Source organism: Proteus genomosp. 4 str. ATCC 51469, assembly GCF_003144375.1.
Lineage (GTDB): Bacteria > Pseudomonadota > Gammaproteobacteria > Enterobacterales > Enterobacteriaceae > Proteus.
Genome location: NZ_PENV01000003.1, coordinates 147,840 through 168,969 on the forward strand (window position 1 = coordinate 147,840; position 21,130 = coordinate 168,969).

The window sequence follows — 21,130 nt, forward strand, 5'->3', positions numbered from 1 at the left end:
GATCCATGCCTAAGTTTTTTATAGATAGACCGATATTTGCGTGGGTAATTGCGATAATTACCATGCTCGCAGGTCTTCTGGCACTCATCAAACTGCCTGTTGCCCAGTATCCAACGATTGCACCGCCAGCGATTTCTATTTCTGCGGTTTATCCTGGTGCTGACGCCACCACTGTGCAAAATACAGTTACCCAAGTTATCGAACAGAATATGAATGGTATCGATAACATGGTGTATATGTCTGCGACCAGTGACTCAGCCGGTATGATGAATATCACTCTGACCTTTGAAGCAGGTACTGATCCTGATATTGCGCAAGTACAGGTGCAAAATAAATTGCAACTTGCTATGCCATTATTACCTCAGGAAGTGCAACAACAAGGGATTAGTGTTGATAAATCCTCAAGTTCATTCTTGATGGTTGCAGGTTTCATCTCAAATGACGGTTCAATGTCACAAGATGATATCGCAGACTATGTGGGTGCAACGATTAAAGACCCATTAAGCCGTGTAACCGGTGTGGGTGAAACCCAGTTATTTGGTACCCAATACGCAATGCGTATCTGGTTAGATCCAGATAAACTGGTGAAATATAACATGACAACACTTGATGTTATCGGTGCGATTAGAGCACAGAATAACCAAGTGGCAGCAGGTCAATTAGGGGGTACACCTCCTGTTCCTGGTCAGCGTTTAAACGTATCTATTATTGCTCAAACTCGACTTAATACCGCAGAGCAATTTGGCGATATCCTGATGAAAGTCAATACAGACGGTTCGCAGGTTAAGCTAAAAGATCTCGGTGTAGTTGAAATGGGTGCTGAAAGCTACAGTACTATTGCTCGCTTTAATGGCCTACCTGCTTCTGGTATTGGTATTAAATTAGCAACGGGTGCTAACGCATTAGATACCGCCACTGCTGTACGTGCTGCATTAGCTGAAATGGAACCGTTCTTCCCTGCGGGATTAGAGGTCGTTTATCCTTATGATACAACGCCATTCGTTAAGATCTCTATTTTCGAAGTGGTAAAAACACTTGTTGAAGCTATTATGCTGGTATTCGTAGTTATGTATCTGTTCTTACAGAACTTCCGAGCTACGTTAATTCCAACAATTGCAGTACCTGTTGTATTGTTAGGTACTTTCGCCATACTCTCAGCGTTTGGTTATTCGATAAATACCTTGACGATGTTTGCGATGGTGCTTGCCATCGGGCTTCTGGTGGATGACGCCATCGTTGTGGTAGAAAACGTCGAACGTGTTATGCAAGAAGAAGGTTTATCACCTAAAGAAGCAACACGTAAATCTATGGGACAAATCCAAAGTGCACTGGTGGGTATCGCCCTTGTGCTTTCTGCGGTATTTATTCCAATGGCATTCTTTGGTGGTTCAACAGGTGCGATTTATCGCCAGTTCTCTATCACCATCGTATCAGCAATGGTTCTGTCTGTTTTCGTTGCATTGATTTTAACACCTGCACTTTGTGCAACGATGTTAAAACCAGTGCCAAAAGGCAGTCATGGTGTGCAAACAGGATTCTTTGGTTGGTTTAACCGTACCTTTGAAAAAAGCAGCCATCACTATACTGATAGTGTATCCCGTACTCTTCGTGGTACTGGTCGTTACTTATTAATTTACGTTTTATTAGTCGCAGGCATGGCATTAATGTTTATTCGCTTACCTGCATCGTTCTTACCAGAAGAAGACCAAGGGGTATTACTGACAATGGTTCAGTTACCTGCTGGCTCCACACAAGAACAAACTCAAGACGTATTAGAAAGAGTAAATGACTACTTCAATACCGATGAAAAAGAACTCGTTAAATCAGTCTTTACCGTAAGTGGCTTCGGCTTCGGTGGTCAAGGCCAAAATATGGGTCTGGTCTTCGTTGTATTGAACGATTGGGATGAACGTAAAGCAGATGAAGACAAAGTTCCAGCAATTGTAGGGCGTGCCAATATGGCATTATCCCAAATTAAAGAAGCCTTTGTTTACTCATTTAATATTCCAGCAATTGTTGAATTAGGCTCTGCGGGTGGTTTCGAATTCGAGTTAGTTGATAAAGCGAATCTCGGTCACGAAAAACTCATGGAAGCACGAAATCAATTACTCGGAATGGCGGCACAACAACCTCAAATGTTGATGGGTGTGCGTCCTAATGGTCAGGAAGATACGTCACAGTATCGTCTATATATTGACCTGGAAAAAGCACAGGCTCAAGGTGTTGCAATCAGCGATATCTATTCAACATTAGGTACCATGTTTGGTGGTAGCTACGTAAACGACTTTATCGACCGTGGTCGTGTTAAGAAAGTTTATGTTCAAGCTGAATCACAATTCCGTATGTTGCCACAAGATATTGGTAATCTTTATGTTCGTAACAATGTTGGTCAGATGGTTCCATTCTCATCGTTCATTGATACAAGTAAAGATCCTTGGTTATATGGCTCTCCACGTTTAGAGCGTTATAACGGTTTACCTGCAGTCCAAATTCAAGGTAGTGCAACACCGGGTCAAAGTAGTGGTGATGCAATGCTAATGATGGAAGATCTCGCAAGTAAATTACCAAGTGGTATTGGTTATGAATGGACAGGAATGTCATATCAAGAACGTTTATCTGGTAACCAAGCGCCTGCGCTGTATACCATTTCCTTGATAGTTGTATTCCTCTGCCTTGCTGCTCTTTATGAAAGCTGGTCAGTACCGTTCTCTGTTATGCTCGTGGTTCCTCTAGGTGTTATCGGTGCACTGTTATTCACCACATTCCGAGGCCTTGAGAACGACGTTTACTTTAAGGTTGGGCTATTAACAACCATTGGGTTATCGGCGAAAAACGCAATCTTGATTGTTGAATTCGCCAAAGACTTGATGGAAAAAGAAGGCAAAGGACTCATAGAAGCAACGTTAGACTCTGTTAGAATGCGTCTACGTCCAATTCTAATGACCTCTCTGGCCTTTATGTTAGGGGTTATTCCTCTGGTATTAAGTAACGGTGCAGGTTCTGGTGCACAGAACTCCGTAGGTACAGGTGTATTCGGTGGTATGATTGCCGCAACCTCCCTCGCTATCTACTTTGTTCCTATTTTCTTCGTCGTGATCCGTAGACGTTTTGCGAAGAAAAACGAAGATTTAGAGCATCCAAGTAATTCACACTAATTTTTCTGTGAATACAAAAAAGGTCGCGTAAGCGACCTTTTTCTTTATCTATTGATATATCGTTTAAAATGAAAACTTATCTCAGTATATTATTTTTAAAAAATATCTCTTTAATCAATAAACTCATTTTATTTTTTTTCTTATATATGACTTTTTGTCAAAATCAAACAGAGTGTTATTTATAAATAACAACGATAAATAGACCTCATTTACACGCTTAAACATGTAAAACACAATAAAAACAAAGATAATCAGGATGTTAAAAAAACATTATCTTGATTGGAATATATTAATTTTTACGAAAATAGACAAAATTCTGTTGTTCAGATAGTGACTTATGCGATAATAGTGCTATATTAAGCAAAGAAGCATTTTATTGTGTATTTTTTAAACTCCTTTGTATGCAATGAGTATTTGATATCATCTTTTGATATGCTATTACTTTGTTAGAAATAATAAATATAATTATTAAACTCTTTTAGCATACGGGTAAATATAAATGCCCAATCTCAAGTTTGTGTTTTTTTATTAATCCATTAATGAATTATGTGATGTGTCTCATTAATAAGTCTAACTATACGTATTTACCATTATTAATGAATATTTTCTATTAATTCAGCCACGATAAGTTATGGACGAATATTCACCAGAAAAAGTAGATTTAGCTGAATTGTCGTTTTTATGTGAAGAGCTATTGCAACAAGCTTTAGGCTCATTAGATAAAGGCAACACCGTTTGGCACAATGATCTGAGTAGTACAAAAAGCGTTGACCTTAATGTCTTAATTGAACACATTATGGACTTTAGTTGGAAATTTAAGATTAAATACCCGGATAAACAAGTAATTAATACTCTTATAGAAGAGTACCTTGAAGAAACATATCGTTTATTTGGTAATACATCAATTTCTTACTCAGATATCAATAATTGGAAAGAGTTAAATCATTCGCTTTTAACCCTTATAGCCAAAAACCCCAAAAGTTATATTAAGTAAATTTAATTATCTTTAGTTTTATTCTAAATAATAGAGAAAAGACAACATGACTAAGACAGACTATCTAATGCGTTTAAGAAAATGTACCTCAATCGAAACATTAGAGCGAGTAATTGAAAAAAACAAATACGAACTCTCTGATGATGAGCTGGAGCTATTTTATTCAGCTGCTGATCATCGTTTAGCTGAGCTCACTATGAATAAACTCTATGACAAAATTCCAGCATCTGTTTGGAAATTTGTAAGATAATTTAGTTCTATTTAATTACCTTAGTTTTATTTTTGCTATTTTTATTTTTTATAGTAGTAGGGTTATTAGTTCTTAATTTAGATATCGTTTTTATTCACGTTTTCTTATCAGTAGAATGATTACACACCATCATGCCGTTAACTTATTACGGCATGACTGCATTATCTTACTCAAAATCCCCCTTTCATATTATAAATATCATCAGCTATTTTCTAATAATGCATCCAGACATTGAATTTATTATTTTCTACATACGTAATATTGATATTCAAAAACGGGGAAATAACACACAAAAAGCATTGTTAGTTAGTGAAAAAAAATAAGAAGAGATAAATTTTAGAAGGCTAGAAATTGGGTGGGGCCTTGCCAGCGACATCCCGGCACACGCGACACCTGCCATGGCTGCTTCCTTCCGGACCTGACCGAGTTAACAAGTTAGCGTTGCGGGAGAACCAACAAGACCCCATAGATTGTCTTATTGCTAAGACGTCACGCATTATGTTTTAAACTCACAAAAATAGCAAGGACAGTGAGCCTAAGTGATGATTAATTACCCAAATTAAGGCTTGTCTCTTATTCATCGACCTTTAACACTCTTTTTGCCTTTCTTGACATCCTCCCCGTTCTAAAGTGAAGTGACGCCATAAACAATAATCTCATTACCCATGTTCATTTATCATTAGATTGCTACCGAAGATAAAAAGGAGATTGTTTTTTTATATTCTTAGGATTGTATATAATCACTTTATAAAAAATAACCCGATCTAATGGTACAGGTACACTATGAGTCAAGCATTGAAAGATCTCATCAATTTAATGGCACTTGAAAAAATAGAAGAAGGTCTATTTAGAGGGCAAAGTGAAGATTTAGGATTACCACAAGTTTTTGGTGGTCAAGTTGTAGGACAGGCACTGTATGCAGCAAAACAAACTATTGCAGATAATCGCTATATTAATTCCTTTCACAGCTATTTTTTACGCCCTGGTGATAGCCATAAGCCTATCGTTTATGATGTAGAATTTATCCGTGATGGAGGTTCATTTAGCACTCGTAGAGTCAGTGCTATCCAACAGGGTAAGCCTATTTTCTATATGACGGTTTCTTTTCAAGAGTTTGAGGAAGGTTTTGAACATCAAGATGCAATGCCTGATGTTCCTTTTCCCGATGAGCTTATCTCACAAGATGATATTTTGAAAAAATTGGCACCTAAATTACCAGAGCCGATTAAATCTTTAGCATTACGAGAAACTCCTTTTGAAGCACGCCCAGTGCAATACTTTAGCCCTTTTGGCTATTCTAAAGCACCCGCTGAACGCTATGTTTGGTATCGCAGCCGTGGTGAAATGCCATCAGATCCTTTTTTACATCAATATATGTTGGGCTATGTTTCTGATTTTGACTTCTTACCCACAGCTCTCCAACCTTATGGTTTAGGATTTATGGACCCAAGCCTTCAAGTTGCGACAATAGACCATTCAATGTGGTTTCACCGTCCATTCCGCATTGATGATTGGTTACTGTATGTGATTGAAAGCCCATCGGCATCAGGAGGAAGAGGATTTGTTAGAGGTAAATTCTTTAACACGAATGGCCAATTAGTTGCTTCATCCGTTCAAGAGGGAGTTATTCGTCAAAAACGCCCTAAACATACAAAATAATTAAATAAGCATATTCCCCCCTCAAAAGAGGGGGAATAGACAATTACTGCTGATAAGCACGTTCACCATGAGAGGTTAAATCTAATCCATCATGCTCTTCTTCTTCAGAAACTCGTAATCCCACCAGCTTATCTGCGATTTTAAAACTAAGATAAGCTACAACACCTGACCAAATCACTGTAATAACAACACTCATTAACTGTATTAAAACTTGCTTGCTTAATGTCATACCATCGCTATAACCCACTCCCCCTAAAAATGAAGCCGTAAATATCCCCGTTAATAAACATCCCACAATGCCACAAGTTCCATGGATGCCAAAAACATCACAAACATCATCAGCTTTTAGCCACCGTTTTAAAATAACAACACCCCAAAGTCCGATAATTCCACCTGTAACACCAATAAATAATGCGCCCATAACACCGACAGTGCCTGCAGCTGGCGTAATCGCCACCAGCCCAGCAATACAACCAGAGCAGCTACCTAGCATTGATGGTTTTCCTCTAGTGATCCATTCTGATGCAGTCCAAGAAAGCACTGCCCCTGCCGTTGCAATCACTGTATTCAAAAATGCTAAGGCTGCAATTGCATTTGCACTTCCCGCAGAGCCTGCATTGAAGCCAAACCAACCAATATAAAGCACAGCCGTTCCAATAAATACCATCGGTAAATTATGAGGCTTAAGGGCTAAGTGTTGATAATCACGTCGCTTACCGAGTAAGTAAGCACCAACAAGGGCAGCAACAGCCGCATTGATATGAACCACGGTTCCGCCTGCAAAATCAAGTGCGCCATCATCAATTAGCCAGCCGCCTTCTCCCCATACCATATGAGCGATCGGAATATAAGAAAACGTAAACCAAATAACCGTAAAAATAACCAACGCTGAAAAACGGATACGCTCACCCAGTGCTCCAACAATCAAGGCAATCGTTATTACAGCAAAAGAGCCTTGAAAAGCAATGTGTACATATTGATTAATTGAACCTGAAACTGACGCTAAAGAAATATTACTTAAGAAAGTAAGTGACCACCCACCCCACACTTTATTACCTGCAGTAAAAGCTAAACTGTAGCCAAAAGTTATCCAAAGAATGATCACAACACTAAAGATCATCATCACTTGTGTTATCAATGAAAGTACGTTTTTACTTCTCAGTAATCCCCCATAAAACAGGGCAATACCAGGGATAGTCATAAAAAAGACCAGTGCAGTGCAAATCAACATAAAACCATTATCAGCTTTATCGATAACCGAGATTTCAGAGGCAAATGCTGATGAAGAAAAGTTTGTAAGCACTAACATTAATAATAAAGAAAGTAAGCTTTTCATCGAAATTCTCCTTTAAAGAGCCTCATCATCAAATTCACCCGTACGAATACGAACAGCTTGTAATAATTCCAAAACAAAAATTTTGCCATCCCCCACCTTGCCCGTATCTGTCGCTTGCATAATCGTTTGTATAACAGGCTCAAGTTGTTCATCACTGATGGCGAGTTCTATTTTCACTTTAGGAAGAAAATTAACTTCGTATTCGGCCCCTCGATAAAGCTCTGCATGCCCTTTCTGCCGCCCATATCCCTTTACTTCACTGATTGTCATCCCTTTTATACCTAACTCAGAAAGTAACTCTCTGACCTCTTCTAATTTAAATGGCTTAATTATGGCGATGATATATTTCATATAAACCTCGTCGATGTAAGAAAGAACAATGTTTATAGAGCAAAAGACATGCCAATTTTTAATATATTGATACTTAAATAAAAATTTTAATTATTAAAAAATAAAACCAATAAACTCACCGTATTGGTGCAGACATAAACCTGCTATTTTGATAAAAGCAAAATAGTTGGGAAACGAAAAAGGGCACATAATTTTATGTGCCCTCTAAAAAAATCAAATATTAATTTTAAGTCAATTATTCTACTTCAACAGGATCTTGTTCTTGTAAAGATTCTCTAACCTGCTGTAATTGAAACATATTATAGTATCGCCCTTTTTGTGAGAGTAATTCCATGTGATCCCCCTGCTCAACAATTGCACCACGATGAAGCACCACGATTTCATTGGCTTCGATAATAGTTGAAAGTCGATGAGCAATAACAATCAGGGTTGTTTTTTCTCTTACTACTTTTAATGCTTTCTGTATGGCTTGCTCTGTTCCTGAATCAATATTCGCTGTTGCTTCATCAAGAATAAGAATACGAGGTGGTATTAATAATACACGAGCTAATGCAAGTAACTGTTTTTGCCCCGCAGATAAGCGACTACCTTGTTCACCAAGTTCTGTTTGTAATCCTTCTGGTAATGCTTTAGCCCATTGATCAAGTTGTACTGTTTCTAATACTTGCCATAAATGCGACTCTTCACATTCTCGCCCTAATGTAATGTTGTCATACAACGAACCTGATAATAAAACCGGATCTTGCTGCACCATAGCAATACCACTGCGCAACGCATAATGAGAATAATCCTCTAAAGGTTGCCCATCTAAATAAATATTCCCTTTTTGCCAAGGGTAATTTCCCATCAACAGACTTGCTAACGTACTTTTACCACTCCCTGTATGTCCAACAAATGCCACAAAATGGCGAGAAGGAATAGTTAAATTGATATCTTTTAATACCCATTGTTCATCACGATAGGCAAACCATAAGGAATTAACATCAATATTGCCTTGGGTAATGATATGTGATGATGAGCCGTAATGTTGTGTAGGTGCATCCATCAATTCAAAAACACGTTCACCTGAAACAACCGCTTGTTGCAAAATGGACTGCTGTGATGTCAATGTGATTAACGGTTCATTTAATCGCCCCAAATAGCTAATAAACGCATAAATCACACCAACACCAATAACCGCACTGCCTTGATAGCCAAAAAGCATCAATAAGCCACATAAAACCAACGCAGAGAGCATACTTAGCAAAGGACGCAATAACAGCCCATCGAGTTTTAATGCTTTCATACGGGCCTGATAATGCTGCCAGCTATCATCCGACATTTTTTGACCAAATCGAGCTTGTTGCCTAAATTGCTGGATCACTGACATTCCATTGATAACTTCATGGAAACCATCATTAATATTGGCAAGAAAATGGCGTACATTACGGACTATTGGTGTACTGAGCCGCTGATAAAGCATCATCACACCAATAACTGCTGGGAAAATAGTCATCGCTACCAATGCCATTTGCCACTCTAATAAGAACATAGCAATTAACATAACAACCACTAACGCAATGGCACGGAACAATGTCGGTAAGACGTTAACAAACAAATCTTTAATTGTTTCGGTATCATTCGTTACACGAGAAATTAATTGGCCTACGGGTTGATTATCAAAAGCACTTAATGGCTGTTTTAGTGCAGCGCTCATCACATCTGTGCGTAATTGTTGTACAACCCCAACAGCTGCATGATTAAATACAATTGCCTGATAATAATGAAGTGTCGCAGCTATTATTTGTAAAAGAATAAACGCCAATGCCAAACCTAATGAAGATGTTAATTCAACATTATTCGTAGCCACTTTTTGATCAATGAAATAACCAACAATTAATGGGCCACCCACCTCTGCAACTGCGGCTACCCACAACATAATGACGCCCCATGTCATAGGCTTGCGATAGGTTTTACCATAAGTTAAAAGACGCTTTAATGCAGGAAATAGCGCTTTAACGGATTTATTTTTACTCATCGTCATCCAGCGCGGCCTCTAATTGCTGATAATGGTACATATCTTGATACCAACCAGGTATTGAAATTAATTGTTGATGCGTACCTTGTTCTACAATTTCGCCTTGTTTTAGCACTAGGATATTAGTAGCACCAACCAAAGCAGATAAACGATGTGCACTGATAATCAACGTTCTATCTTTTCGCCATTGCGACAAATTTTGTAAAATTTGATATTCAGTTTGTCCATCAACGGCAGATAATGCGTCATCTAATAACAAAATTTCCGCATCTAAGAGTAGCGCTCGCGCAATAGAAATACGCTGTTTTTGCCCGCCAGATAGCATCACACCTTTTTCACCTACCTGCGTTTGATACCCTTCAGGTAAACGCAGAATATCGTCATGAATATTGGCTAATTTAGCTACCGCTTCAATTTCGTCTTTAGTTGCATTAGGACGCCCTAATGCAATATTTCCTGCAATGGTATCTGAAAATAAAAAAGGTGTTTGATTAACCACAGCTAAACGCGCTCGCCATTCATCGAGTTTTAATTGATAAATAGGTATGGATTGAAAACAAATTTCACCTTCAGTTACATCGTAAAGTCGTTGAATAACGGTAAGTAGTGTACTTTTTCCACTTCCAGTCATCCCGCAAATTCCCAACATATCGCCAGGAGATAAGGTGAAATGAATATTCTTAAGCACATCCGTTGTTTGTTCAGGATACTGAAAGCGGTCAATATCAACAGACAATACCCCTCGACCTTGTTTTGGTGATAAATCACCATCAATCATATCGAGTTTTTCATTCAATAAGCTATTAATTCGGCTATAGGCAGCACTACCACGTTCAACAATATTAAACATCCATGCCAGTGCTAGCATGGGCCAAATCATTTGACCTAAATACATAACAAAACTGGTTAACTCACCTAATGTCATTTTGTCATTGAGTACCAAATAACTCCCACCAGCAACTGCGAGTAAATTAGCAAAACCGATCGCCATAAAAATGGTGGGATCAAACAAAGCATCAATTCTCGCAACTCGCATATTTTGACGCCCAGTTTCTTTTGCAACATCATTGAAACGAGAAGCATGCTGTTGTTCAAGTCCAAATGATTTGATCATGCGAATACTACTCAGGCTTTCTTGTGCTTGGTTATTCAGTGAAGAAAAAAATGCCTGCGCAGTTTTAAAACGGCTATGTAACTTATCACCATAACGTTTAATCAAAATGGCCATTAGTGGCATAGGTAATAGTGAAATTAGTGTCAGTTCCCAGCTTAACTGGATGCTCATCATCACAAGTACAGCAAGACCCATTACCATTGAGTCAACTAAAGTTAGAACGCCTTCTCCAGCCGCAAAAACGACTTTATCAACGTCATTCGTGGTACGAGCGATCAAATCGCCAGTACGATAACGATGATAGAAAGAAGAGGATTGCTGATTAAGCTGTTGGTAAATCTGCATTCGCAGTTTTACGGCTAATTGATAAGAAGCACCAAATAACCAAAGTCGCCAAAAATAACGCAAAAGATAAACCGCGAGGGCAATTAACACCATCACGCCAACCCAATTCATTACTTGGCTAAACGACAGACTATGGTTATCAACACCATCCACAATGATCCCTACAATTTTAGGAGGGATCACCTGCAATACTGCGATAACCATCAATAAGAAAATAGCACCTACATAACGACGCCATTCACTGAGGAAATACCAACTGAGCTGTGAAAATAGAGCCACGCCTTAAATCCTAAGGTTATACAAAAAATAAAAGTGCCAGTTGGTAAAGATGAACCTTATTCAGGTATCGGCATTGCCGTTGTGTATTTAATTTTTTCCATTGCGAAGTTAGAAGTCACGTCAATAAGACCTGGTACACCATTAACCATACGCTTATAAAACAAGTCGTAACTTTTCATGTCTACCACTTCAACATGCATTAGATAATCACACTCACCCGCCATTCGATAGAATGTCAGTACTTCTGGCATTTGCTTAACAAATGAAACAAATTGTTCGTACCATTCGCTATTATGTTGCTGTGTTCTAATCATAACAATAACTGTTAGACCTAGCCCAATTTTTTCACTATCAAGTAGGGCAACTCGCTTACGAATATACCCTTCATCCTCAAGTCGTTTCAATCGTTTCCAGCAAGGCGTTGAGGTTAGGTTAACAGCCTCAGCCAAAGTATTCAGTGAGAGGCTTGAATCTTCCTGTAATAGCGCTAATAATTTACGGTCAATCTTATCTAACATAGATACTCCTTCAAAATATGCCCCTACAAAAAATAATGATAACCTGCCCCTTACTATAAGAGTAATCATCTAATGATAAATCGGTAATAAATTGTCATAATATATGTACTTTTATGCGTACTAATCCTTATGTAAATTCAATTTTCAGGAGTATTCCGATGAAAAAAACGGTCGTTGTCTTTAGCGGTGGACAAGATTCGACAACATGCCTTATTCAAGCAAAAGAAAAGTACGATGAAGTACATTGCATTACATTTAATTATGGGCAACGCCATAAAGAAGAAATTGAGGTAGCACAAAAAGTAAGTCAATTACTGGGGGCAACTGCGCATAAAGTTTTGGATGTAAATTTACTCAATGAACTCGCTATCAGTAGCTTAACTCGCGACAATATACCTGTTCCTGATTTCAAAGAAAGTGAAGAAAGTGATATTCCAAGTACCTTTGTACCGGGTAGAAATATTCTTTTCCTCACTTTAGCCGCTATTTACGCTTACCAAATTGGGGCTGAAAGTGTCATTACAGGGGTTTGTGAGACTGATTTTTCTGGCTATCCAGATTGTCGTGATGAATTTGTCAAAGCACTAAATCATGCAGTCAATTTAGGTATTGCACGTGATATTAAATTCATCACTCCATTAATGTGGCTAGATAAAGCTGAAACTTGGGCATTAGCAGATTATTACCAAAAATTAGATTTTGTTCGTCATGAAACCTTGACTTGCTATAACGGTGTTCAAGGTGATGGCTGTGGCGAATGTGCAGCTTGCCATTTAAGACAACGCGGATTAAACACTTATTTAGCTGATAAAACGCAAATCATGCAGGCAATGAAACAGAAAGTAGGGTTAAAATAGTTACTGTAATATCGTCCACTGTTTGTTATCACTGCAACTTGTTGGCTTAGGCAGTGATAACCTCTCATGCATTACCACTGCCTTAAATTACGTTAAGTTAACTCATCTTGCCGAATTACTTTTATTTATAATGCGAAATCACTTCGTATTATGATGATTGGCGCACATACTCTAGTTTTTCTCTTAGTTGATCCGTTAAGGTCAGTGCTTTTTTGGTATTGATGTCTACAAGAACAAAAGTGATTAATGCATCAGAGATAAGCGCACCATCTTTTTTTCTGACTATTTTTTGAGACAGTACACCACTCTTAATCCCGACTTCAGCAACTTCACAGTCAATAACCAACTCATCACCAAGACTTGCTGGTAAGCGATAATTAATATTGATATTAGCGACCACTAACGCCAAACCATTGCGCTTAAACCAAGCAAAATCTAAATGTTGTTCAATCCAATCCCATCGGGCTTGTTCTAAAAACTCAAGGTAACGTGCATTATTCACGTGCTCAAAAACATCCAAATGAAAACCATAAACTTTAATTAATGTACTCATACAAACCCATTACCTCTTGATTGTTATATTAAAATTTTTGATAACGTTTCTTTGCGATACAATAAATATAGTCAAAAAAATAAATTTAGTAATATCTCAATTTAGCTCATTTATCTTTCACTCCATTTAACAAATCAATTCATGGAAATGTGTTTCTCTTATTACGAAGAGAAACACAAGTTATTAAACAATATTTATCTTTTCAATAAACGTGCTACATACAATATAAAATGCAAATTAGCTCATTAGTTTATGACGATAAAATCACGATTTTGTTCGACTAATTTCATCCCTATACCAAATACTTTTTCAAGTTGTTCAATAGAGGTAAATCGACCCAATTGTTCACGGTAATCAATAATAGCTTGAGCTTTCGCTTTACCAATACCTTTAAGCCCCATTAACTCATCAACCGTTGCTGTATTTAAATCAACCTTACCTTCTACATTTGCTTTTACATCTTTTGCTTCTTTATCAACAGATGTGCTCGTTTCAATAGAAATCGAGGGGGTTGAAACTGGTGTTTCTTCTGCATAAGAAAGCGGTGAAAGTCCTAGTCCTAAAGCAAGGCAGATTGAAGCCATAAATCCTGATAACACTTTTTTATCCATCGTCATAATCATAATTTCCTTTTATAAAATAATTTTAAATTCAATAGCAAACAGTGTTTTCTGAATGCAAAAAAATAATGACAAGATATTGATAAACCTGCAATTACATAAAAATAAAATGTCGAGAGAATAGGAAAAACAAAATGAACAAAAGCTGAGTTACAGAAAAATTATCGGGGTTGATCTCAAATATTCTTTTTTAAGAAAAATAGATATAAACACTCAATATCAATATTTGATATTCATAAAAAAACCCAGCCTAAGCTGGGTTTTTATTAAGATTTTAAGATAACTTATTGATAATCTTTGTCAAAGATCTCAATTTTAGCGTTGTCTTTTAAGTCACGTAAAATCAGTTGTAAGGCTTCTTCGCCCATCTGTGCACGATAGAGATTAGCCATAAACTCTAATTGCTCTGATGTTGGTTTACCATCTGTCACGCTATCTAATTGAATAAAGACAACCTTAGTGCCTGGCACATTAGTCATACCATATTCTTTTTTGCCGTCAGCAGGTTTAGGCATAGCAAAAATAGCGGTTTGAACTGCATCTGTCGCAGATGAATGAACAATGCTTTCCACATCACCAAAGGAAAGGTTAGCCGCTTTTAGTGCTTCATCACCTTTGCCTTCTTTTAACGCGGCTAAAATTTTCTGCGCCTGTGTATTCATTGCTTGCGATGCTTTTTGCTGTTTAACAAGCATAACAACTTGATCATGCACTTTATCTAACGGTAGGCTTGCAGAAGGCTTATAACCCTCTACGCGCACGACAAATGCACTATCATTACCTAACGTCACCATATCTGAATTCATGCCCGTAGGGCCATTTTCATCAACTAATGAGCCACCAAAAATTAATTGGGTCAGTTTTTCATTATTTAATGGTGCTGGTACGCTATTTTCATCAAACCAATCTGTATCAACAACTGTCACATTACCCGCTTTAGCAGCAGGTGCTAATGTGTCGTTATCATTAGAGGCAGCCTGACTTACGCGTTGTTGCAATGCAAAGAAATCATCGATAGCTTTGTTTTCGCGCATTTTTGCCAATAAATCTGTTTTCACTTCGTCAAACGGTTTTACGACAGATTGTTTAATATCATCAAGGCGGAAAATTGCGTAACCATTGCTGATTTTAACTGGTGCAGAAAGTTGGCCTTTTTCTGTCAAGCTCGCATTAGCCAGTTCTGGTAATTCTTGCCCGATAGTTATCCAACCTAAAGAACCATTTTGTTTGGCAGAGAAAGCATCGACTGATTTTTCTTTGACTAACGTAACGAAGTCTGCACCTTTTTTCAGCTCTTCTTCTGCTGCTTTTGCAGCCGCTTCATCAGCTAATACTAAGATGCTGTATTGTTTTTGTCCCGCAGCAGTAAATTCATCGATGTTGCTGTCGTAATACGCTTTTGCTTCATCATCGGTAATGTTAATACTATTAAGATCTTTTTGAGCATTTAATTGGATATAACTGACTTTAAATTGCTCTGGCGCGATAAACATTTGGTTATTTTGTTCATAGAACGCCTTCACTTCTTCGTCTGATGCCGTTTCTTTTTCAAGGAATGGCTGAATATCTAATGACGCTAAGCGTACGTTACGACTTTGCAGCATCAGCCCTGCAAATTCTTTAACTTCACTCTCTAAGGCAAAATCAGTGCCTTGGATAGAGAATCTTAATTGCTGATTGATCAGATTTTGGCGAATACCTTCAGCAAATGCATCTGCATCAATATTATTGCCTTTCAATAAATCGACGTATTTTTTATTGTCAAATTTGCCATCAGTTTGAAAGTAAGGAAGCGCAAAAATTGCATCTCTAATTTGTTGATCGCCCGCTGAAATACCAAGATTTTGTGCAAATTGATCAAGTAATGCTTGATTAATAAGTAAATCAAGTGATTGTTGGCGGATCAGTTTCTGACCTTCTTCTGATGAAGCAAGAGCAGCAAAGTTTTCACCCATATCTTGTTGTAACTGAGCGCGACGTTGTTGGTAAGTTTGCTCTAATTGAGAACGGCTAATTTTATACCCGTTAACTTCCGCAGCATCATTAACGCCAGAACTAAAGAGATATCCGCCCACACCAGTTAGGACGAAAGAGAGGATGATCACAGCTAATAATATCTTGATAAATGGATTATTAGCAGTTGAACGAATGTTGTCCATCATAACGAGACGAGGCTCCGTTTGGTGAAATAAAAATTATTTTTATGAGTGTTACACGACTATTTTGAGCACAGCGAAAAGATAATATGCCCATGCTGGCTTAATATCAAAATATCGCGACACGCGACAATCATTAAAAACAGCCAGTCCCGTATTCAATGTGCAGTCTTAAACACGCACTTTCTATCACTAAGAAAACTAAACAGCATTATTTGATTCATTGATTACGATAACCATTTAACTCACCACTGAATCATTCATTGTTGTCTATTTCAGTTATAGAACAACGCGACATTCTATCAAATGACTACTTTAGTTTCACGTCTTATCGCCAGAGAATTCAAGGTTTAATCGTGATTTAACACCTAAAAAAAGAAAAGCGCATCTCAAAAAGATGCGCTTCATTTTTTAATTGAGTCGTTTTCTGTTTATCCATAACGTTAAGTTAATAACCCTTTGGCAGAAAGTTCGTTCAACTATTATTGATTAACTGCGTCTTTTAAGCCTTTACCTGCACGGAATGCAGGAACTTTTGCAGCTTCAATTTGAATTTCTTTACCAGTTTGTGGGTTACGGCCAGTACGAGCTGCACGATCACGTACAGTAAAAGTACCGAAACCTACTAATGCTACATCATCACCTTTTTGTAAAGATTCAGTGATAGAAGCAACCAGAGCATCTACAACACGACCAGCTGCCGCTTTTGAGATATCTGCATTTGCAGCAATTTTGTCGATCAGTTGAGTTTTATTCACGCTTTCATCCCCATAATTTTATGCGTTATTTTTCACCATTAATGGCAAATTTTGCAAACGTCGTTATATCAAGCCTTTTTAGATATAGCAAGACCGATAAAACAGCATTATTAATTAAAATCCCCATTAAATTAGCGACACAAAAAAAGGCTGGCAAGCTTTTATTACTTATCCAGCCTTTTTTTTAGCTATAATTTATGACTAGCATCACTTTTTAGTGTGATTTATCCGTCACAATTTCCATGCCAAACGGCGAGTTTTGTAGGGCTAACGATAAAACTTCCTCAATTGTTTTCACCGGGTGAATATCCAGGTCAGCAACAATATTTTCAGGAATTTCTTCTAAATCACGTTTATTTTCATCTGGGATAAGAACTGTCTTAATTCCACCACGATGTGCAGCAAGTAACTTTTCTTTCAGTCCGCCAATTGGCAATACTTGTCCGCGTAACGTAATTTCACCCGTCATGGCAACATCAGAACGAACAGGGTTACCTGTTAAGCTTGATACCAATGCAGTACACATTGCGATACCCGCACTTGGACCATCTTTTGGTGTCGCACCTTCAGGAACGTGTACGTGCATATCACGTTTTTCATAGAAATCGCTATTGATACCCAGTTTATCCGCACGAGCACGAACAACTGTCATTGCTGCTTGGATAGACTCTTGCATAACTTCACCTAAAGAACCGGTGAATGTTAGCTTGCCTTTACCTGGTACACTAGCTGTTTCAATTGTCAGTAGGTCACCACCAACTTCTGTCCATGCAAGTCCTGTCACCATACCTACTCGGTTTTCAGTATCAGCACGACCGTAGTCCACTTTACGAACACCTAAATAGTCTTTGAGATTATCTTCGTTAATCTCAATATGTTTGATTGTGCTATCCATCAGCAGTTGTTTCACTGCTTTACGGCATAATTTAGAAATTTCGCGTTCTAAACTACGCACACCCGCTTCACGAGTGTAATAACGAATAATGCCCATAATGGCGCTGTCATGGATTGTCAGCTCACTTGGTTTTAATGCATTACGTTCAATCTGTTTTGGTAACAAGTGCTGTTTAGCGATGTTCAGCTTTTCATCTTCGGTATAACCCGATAAACGAATAACTTCCATACGATCTAACAACGGTGCAGGTATGTTCATGGAGTTAGATGTCGCCACAAACATAACATCAGACAGATCGTAATCAACTTCCAAATAATGGTCGTTAAATGCGATATTCTGTTCTGGATCTAACACCTCTAGCAGTGCAGATGCAGGATCGCCTCGCATGTCTGATGACATCTTATCAATTTCATCTAATAGGAAAAGTGGGTTTTTCACGCCAACTTTTGCCATTTTCTGAATTAATTTACCTGGCATAGAACCAATGTAAGTACGACGGTGACCACGGATTTCAGCTTCATCACGTACACCACCTAACGCCATACGAACATATTTACGGCCTGTTGCTTTAGCTATAGATTGGCCCAGAGAGGTTTTACCCACACCTGGAGGTCCAACCAAGCACAGAATTGGTCCTTTGATTTTGCTAACACGAGACTGTACCGCGAGATATTCAAGGATACGCTCTTTAACACGTTCTAAACCATAATGGTCAGTATCAAGCACTTCTTGCGCTTTCACTAAGTCTTTTTTAACTTTGCTACGGCTATTCCAAGGAACTTGAACCATCCAATCGATATAGCTACGTACAACTGTAGCTTCTGCTGACATTGGCGACATCATTTTTAATTTCTGAAGTTCTGCTTCTGTCTTCTCTTTTGCCTCTTTTGGCATTTTTGCAGCGTCGATTTTACGTTTCAGCGATTCCATTTCATCAGGTGCATCATCCATCTCACCTAACTCTTTTTGGATCGCTTTCATTTGTTCATTGAGATAATACTCTCGCTGACTTTTTTCCATCTGCTTTTTAACACGGTTACGAATGCGTTTTTCGACTTGTAGCAGATCGATTTCTGATTCCATCATCGCCATTAAGTACTCTAGGCGTTCAGTCACATCAGACATTTCAAGTACAGCTTGCTTATCTTTCAGTTTCAGCGGCATATGAGAAGCAATGGTATCTGCTAATTTTGCTGATTCTTCGATAGCATGTAATGAAGCCAATACTTCTGGCGGAATTTTTTTATTCAGTTTGATATAACCTTCAAACTGATTAATCGTTGTACGATTTAAGACTTCTTGTTCACGCTCATCAACAGCTGGCGTTTCAAGGTATTCTGCTTTCGCCTGAAAGTACTCACCATTATCAGATAACATCGTAATTTTGGCACGACGAATACCTTCAACAAGGACTTTTACTGTTCCATCAGGCAATTTTAGCATCTGTAAAACAGACGCCACTGTACCAACAGAAAAAAGATCATTAACACCTGGTTCGTCAGTAGATGCATCTTTCTGCGCAACCAGCATAATTTGTTTGTTGTCGTTCATCGCCGCTTCTAAGCAATGAATTGATTTTTCACGACCAACGAACAACGGGATTACCATATGTGGATATACAACAACATCACGTAGTGGCAATACAGGTATTTCAATACATTCTGGACGCTCAGGATTCATAGAGCTCTCTCTTCGTTTTTAGCTTAACGCTTTTACAGGTAATTTTATTCGCATGTCACCAAATAAAATTAATTCCACGGATTGTCAAAATATATAAGGGCACTTTTCTGACATTCAATAGCCTTACCCATTAAAAAAACAAAATGAGGGAAAATTCCCTCATTTTTATTGCGTTGGCGCGCTTTATCTTAAATTTCTCGTCTATTTAAGAGAAAATTACAGATAATGTCAGATAAGAGACATTGCCAAATTACGATGCATTATTCACCTGATGCCTGGTTTTCTGGTTGACTATAAATAATCAACGGCTCAGATTTTCCATTGATGACACCTTCATCAATAACAACTTTCTCTGCATTTTCAAATGAAGGAAGGTCATACATCGTATCAAGTAATGCGGCTTCAACAATTGAGCGTAAACCACGAGCACCTGTTTTACGCACCATGGCTTTTTTCGCGATTGCTGTCAGCGCTTCTTTACGGAATTCTAAATCCACTCCTTCTAACTTAAATAATGCCTGATATTGTTTTGTCAGTGCATTTTTAGGTTCTTGTAAGATTTGGATCAGTGCGTCTTCGTTTAACTCACCTAATGTCGCAACAACAGGTAAACGTCCAATAAATTCGGGAATAAGTCCAAATTTAATCAGATCTTCTGGTTCAACTTGGGCTAATAATTCACCTTCGCTGGCTTTTTCATTTTGGCTTTTGACTTCTGCACCAAAACCAATACCAGAGTGTGTATTTAAACGTTGTGCAACAACTTTATCAAGGCCAGCAAATGCACCACCACAAATAAAGAGGATTTTAGAGGTATCAACCTGTAAAAACTCTTGTTGTGGGTGCTTACGTCCACCTTGTGGAGGAACTGAAGCCACCGTTCCTTCAACTAGTTTCAATAATGCTTGCTGTACACCTTCACCAGACACATCGCGTGTGATTGATGGGTTTTCAGATTTACGAGTGATCTTGTCAATTTCATCAATATAAACAATACCACGTTGTGCTTTTTGCACATCGTAATCACATTTTTGTAGCAGTTTTTGAATAATGTTTTCAACATCTTCGCCCACATAGCCCGCTTCTGTCAGCGTAGTGGCATCTGCCATAGTAAAAGGAACATCTAGGTAGCGAGCTAATGTTTCTGCTAATAGCGTTTTACCACTACCAGTAGGTCCAATCAGCAAAATATTACTTTTTCCTAGCTCAACACCATTGGCTTTATCGCCATTACGCAGGCGTTTATAGTGATTATAAACGGCAACAGCCAGAACTTTTTTAGCCAATTCTTGACCGATAACATAGTCATCAAGGTGCTTACGAATTTCATGTGGCGTCGGCAATTCACTGCGTTCATGATGAGGCGCCAGTTCTTTTATTTCTTCACGAATGATATCGACACAAAGATCAACACATTCATCACAGATATAAACCGACGGACCAGCAATCAATTTCTTTACTTCATGCTGGCTTTTACCGCAGAAAGAGCAATACAGAAGCTTCCCTGAGCTATCTTTGCGCTTATCTGTCATCAGTCAACCTCACTTAGTTATTCTTCTTATCAGGTTATAAGAAGAAGAAAGACTTTTTTTA

The 21,130-nt window shown here is 38.1% G+C and carries 16 protein-coding genes and 1 other RNA gene; 5 read left to right on the plus strand and 12 right to left on the minus strand.

Annotation, left to right across the window (positions count from 1 at the left end; translation table 11 throughout):
* The first annotated feature begins 5 nt into the window (after positions 1-5).
* From DK866_RS05005 to DK866_RS05015, 3 genes are all read left to right on the plus strand, one after another.
* Entirely contained in the window at positions 6-3,155 is a 3,150-nt protein-coding gene (locus DK866_RS05005; RefSeq protein WP_109407970.1) for an efflux RND transporter permease subunit, read from the plus strand.
* Positions 3,156-3,786: 631 nt separating this feature from the next.
* Positions 3,787-4,149, plus strand: a complete 363-nt coding sequence (tomB, locus tag DK866_RS05010) for an Hha toxicity modulator TomB (RefSeq protein WP_109407971.1) — start codon at positions 3,787-3,789, stop codon at positions 4,147-4,149.
* Between the two features lie 46 nt (positions 4,150-4,195).
* Positions 4,196-4,399 (plus strand): HHA domain-containing protein, encoded by a 204-nt coding sequence (locus DK866_RS05015; protein WP_006535062.1) that lies wholly within the window; start codon positions 4,196-4,198, stop codon positions 4,397-4,399.
* A gap of 361 nt (positions 4,400-4,760) precedes the next feature.
* Here the strand turns inward: DK866_RS05015 and ffs are convergent.
* Positions 4,761-4,857: signal recognition particle sRNA small type (gene ffs, locus DK866_RS05020), an RNA gene on the minus strand.
* A 325-nt stretch (positions 4,858-5,182) separates the two neighbouring features.
* Between ffs and tesB the strand changes: the two genes are divergently transcribed.
* Positions 5,183-6,058, plus strand: a complete 876-nt coding sequence (gene tesB / locus DK866_RS05025; RefSeq protein WP_109407972.1) for an acyl-CoA thioesterase II — start codon at positions 5,183-5,185, stop codon at positions 6,056-6,058.
* Between the two features lie 43 nt (positions 6,059-6,101).
* Here tesB and amtB read toward each other — a convergent pair whose 3' ends face one another.
* The 5 genes from amtB to DK866_RS05050 form a co-directional block, all read right to left on the minus strand.
* Complete coding sequence (gene amtB, locus DK866_RS05030; protein ID WP_109407973.1) at positions 6,102-7,394, minus strand: ammonium transporter AmtB; 1,293 nt, start codon at positions 7,392-7,394, stop codon at positions 6,102-6,104.
* Between the two features lie 12 nt (positions 7,395-7,406).
* Positions 7,407-7,745, minus strand: coding sequence for a P-II family nitrogen regulator (gene glnK / locus DK866_RS05035; protein WP_109407974.1), 339 nt, complete (start codon positions 7,743-7,745; stop codon positions 7,407-7,409).
* Positions 7,746-7,980: 235 nt separating this feature from the next.
* Positions 7,981-9,768: a SmdB family multidrug efflux ABC transporter permease/ATP-binding protein gene (locus DK866_RS05040; RefSeq protein ID WP_109407975.1), complete on the minus strand. Its 1,788-nt coding sequence runs from the start codon at positions 9,766-9,768 to the stop codon at positions 7,981-7,983.
* Entirely contained in the window at positions 9,755-11,500 is a 1,746-nt protein-coding gene (locus DK866_RS05045) for a SmdA family multidrug ABC transporter permease/ATP-binding protein (protein WP_109407976.1), read from the minus strand. Before DK866_RS05045 ends, DK866_RS05040 begins: the two co-directional genes overlap by 14 nt.
* Positions 11,501-11,556: 56 nt before the next feature.
* Positions 11,557-12,018, minus strand: coding sequence for an Lrp/AsnC family transcriptional regulator (locus DK866_RS05050; RefSeq protein WP_036911686.1), 462 nt, complete (start codon positions 12,016-12,018; stop codon positions 11,557-11,559).
* 158 nt (positions 12,019-12,176) lie between these two features.
* Here DK866_RS05050 and queC point away from each other — a divergent pair, with 158 nt between their 5' ends.
* On the plus strand, positions 12,177-12,875 hold the full coding sequence (gene queC, locus DK866_RS05055; RefSeq protein WP_109407977.1) for a 7-cyano-7-deazaguanine synthase QueC: 699 nt from the start codon (positions 12,177-12,179) through the stop codon (positions 12,873-12,875).
* Positions 12,876-13,023: 148 nt separating this feature from the next.
* Here queC and DK866_RS05060 read toward each other — a convergent pair whose 3' ends face one another.
* The 6 genes from DK866_RS05060 to clpX all read right to left on the minus strand — a co-directional run bounded on the left by DK866_RS05060 (position 13,024) and on the right by clpX (position 21,069).
* Entirely contained in the window at positions 13,024-13,428 is a 405-nt protein-coding gene (locus DK866_RS05060; RefSeq protein WP_109407978.1) for an acyl-CoA thioesterase, read from the minus strand.
* 245 nt (positions 13,429-13,673) lie between these two features.
* Positions 13,674-14,039 carry a ComEA family DNA-binding protein gene (locus DK866_RS05065; protein ID WP_109408086.1) on the minus strand — a complete coding sequence of 122 codons (366 nt, stop codon included), beginning with the start codon at positions 14,037-14,039 and terminating at the stop codon, positions 13,674-13,676.
* A 293-nt stretch (positions 14,040-14,332) separates the two neighbouring features.
* Complete coding sequence (gene ppiD / locus DK866_RS05070; protein ID WP_109407979.1) at positions 14,333-16,210, minus strand: peptidylprolyl isomerase; 1,878 nt, start codon at positions 16,208-16,210, stop codon at positions 14,333-14,335.
* A gap of 476 nt (positions 16,211-16,686) precedes the next feature.
* Positions 16,687-16,962, minus strand: coding sequence for a nucleoid-associated protein HU-beta (hupB, locus tag DK866_RS05075; RefSeq protein WP_036911695.1), 276 nt, complete (start codon positions 16,960-16,962; stop codon positions 16,687-16,689).
* Positions 16,963-17,176: 214 nt separating this feature from the next.
* Positions 17,177-19,537 carry an endopeptidase La gene (gene lon / locus DK866_RS05080; protein WP_109407980.1) on the minus strand — a complete coding sequence of 787 codons (2,361 nt, stop codon included), beginning with the start codon at positions 19,535-19,537 and terminating at the stop codon, positions 17,177-17,179.
* Between the two features lie 260 nt (positions 19,538-19,797).
* Positions 19,798-21,069 carry an ATP-dependent protease ATP-binding subunit ClpX gene (gene clpX / locus DK866_RS05085; protein WP_109407981.1) on the minus strand — a complete coding sequence of 424 codons (1,272 nt, stop codon included), beginning with the start codon at positions 21,067-21,069 and terminating at the stop codon, positions 19,798-19,800.
* Between the last annotated feature and the right edge of the window lie 61 nt (positions 21,070-21,130).

Coding starts and splice junctions, on each gene's coding strand:
- DK866_RS05005 (WP_109407970.1), top strand. CDS start 6: ATGCCTAAGTTTTTTATAGATAGACCGATATTTGCGTGGGTAATTGCG.
- tomB (WP_109407971.1), top strand. CDS start 3,787: ATGGACGAATATTCACCAGAAAAAGTAGATTTAGCTGAATTGTCGTTT.
- DK866_RS05015 (WP_006535062.1), top strand. CDS start 4,196: ATGACTAAGACAGACTATCTAATGCGTTTAAGAAAATGTACCTCAATC.
- tesB (WP_109407972.1), top strand. CDS start 5,183: ATGAGTCAAGCATTGAAAGATCTCATCAATTTAATGGCACTTGAAAAA.
- amtB (WP_109407973.1), bottom strand. CDS start 7,394: ATGAAAAGCTTACTTTCTTTATTATTAATGTTAGTGCTTACAAACTTT.
- glnK (WP_109407974.1), bottom strand. CDS start 7,745: ATGAAATATATCATCGCCATAATTAAGCCATTTAAATTAGAAGAGGTC.
- DK866_RS05040 (WP_109407975.1), bottom strand. CDS start 9,768: ATGACGATGAGTAAAAATAAATCCGTTAAAGCGCTATTTCCTGCATTA.
- DK866_RS05050 (WP_036911686.1), bottom strand. CDS start 12,018: ATGTTAGATAAGATTGACCGTAAATTATTAGCGCTATTACAGGAAGAT.
- queC (WP_109407977.1), top strand. CDS start 12,177: ATGAAAAAAACGGTCGTTGTCTTTAGCGGTGGACAAGATTCGACAACA.
- DK866_RS05060 (WP_109407978.1), bottom strand. CDS start 13,428: ATGAGTACATTAATTAAAGTTTATGGTTTTCATTTGGATGTTTTTGAG.
- DK866_RS05065 (WP_109408086.1), bottom strand. CDS start 14,039: ATGGATAAAAAAGTGTTATCAGGATTTATGGCTTCAATCTGCCTTGCT.
- ppiD (WP_109407979.1), bottom strand. CDS start 16,210: ATGATGGACAACATTCGTTCAACTGCTAATAATCCATTTATCAAGATA.
- lon (WP_109407980.1), bottom strand. CDS start 19,537: ATGAATCCTGAGCGTCCAGAATGTATTGAAATACCTGTATTGCCACTA.
- clpX (WP_109407981.1), bottom strand. CDS start 21,069: ATGACAGATAAGCGCAAAGATAGCTCAGGGAAGCTTCTGTATTGCTCT.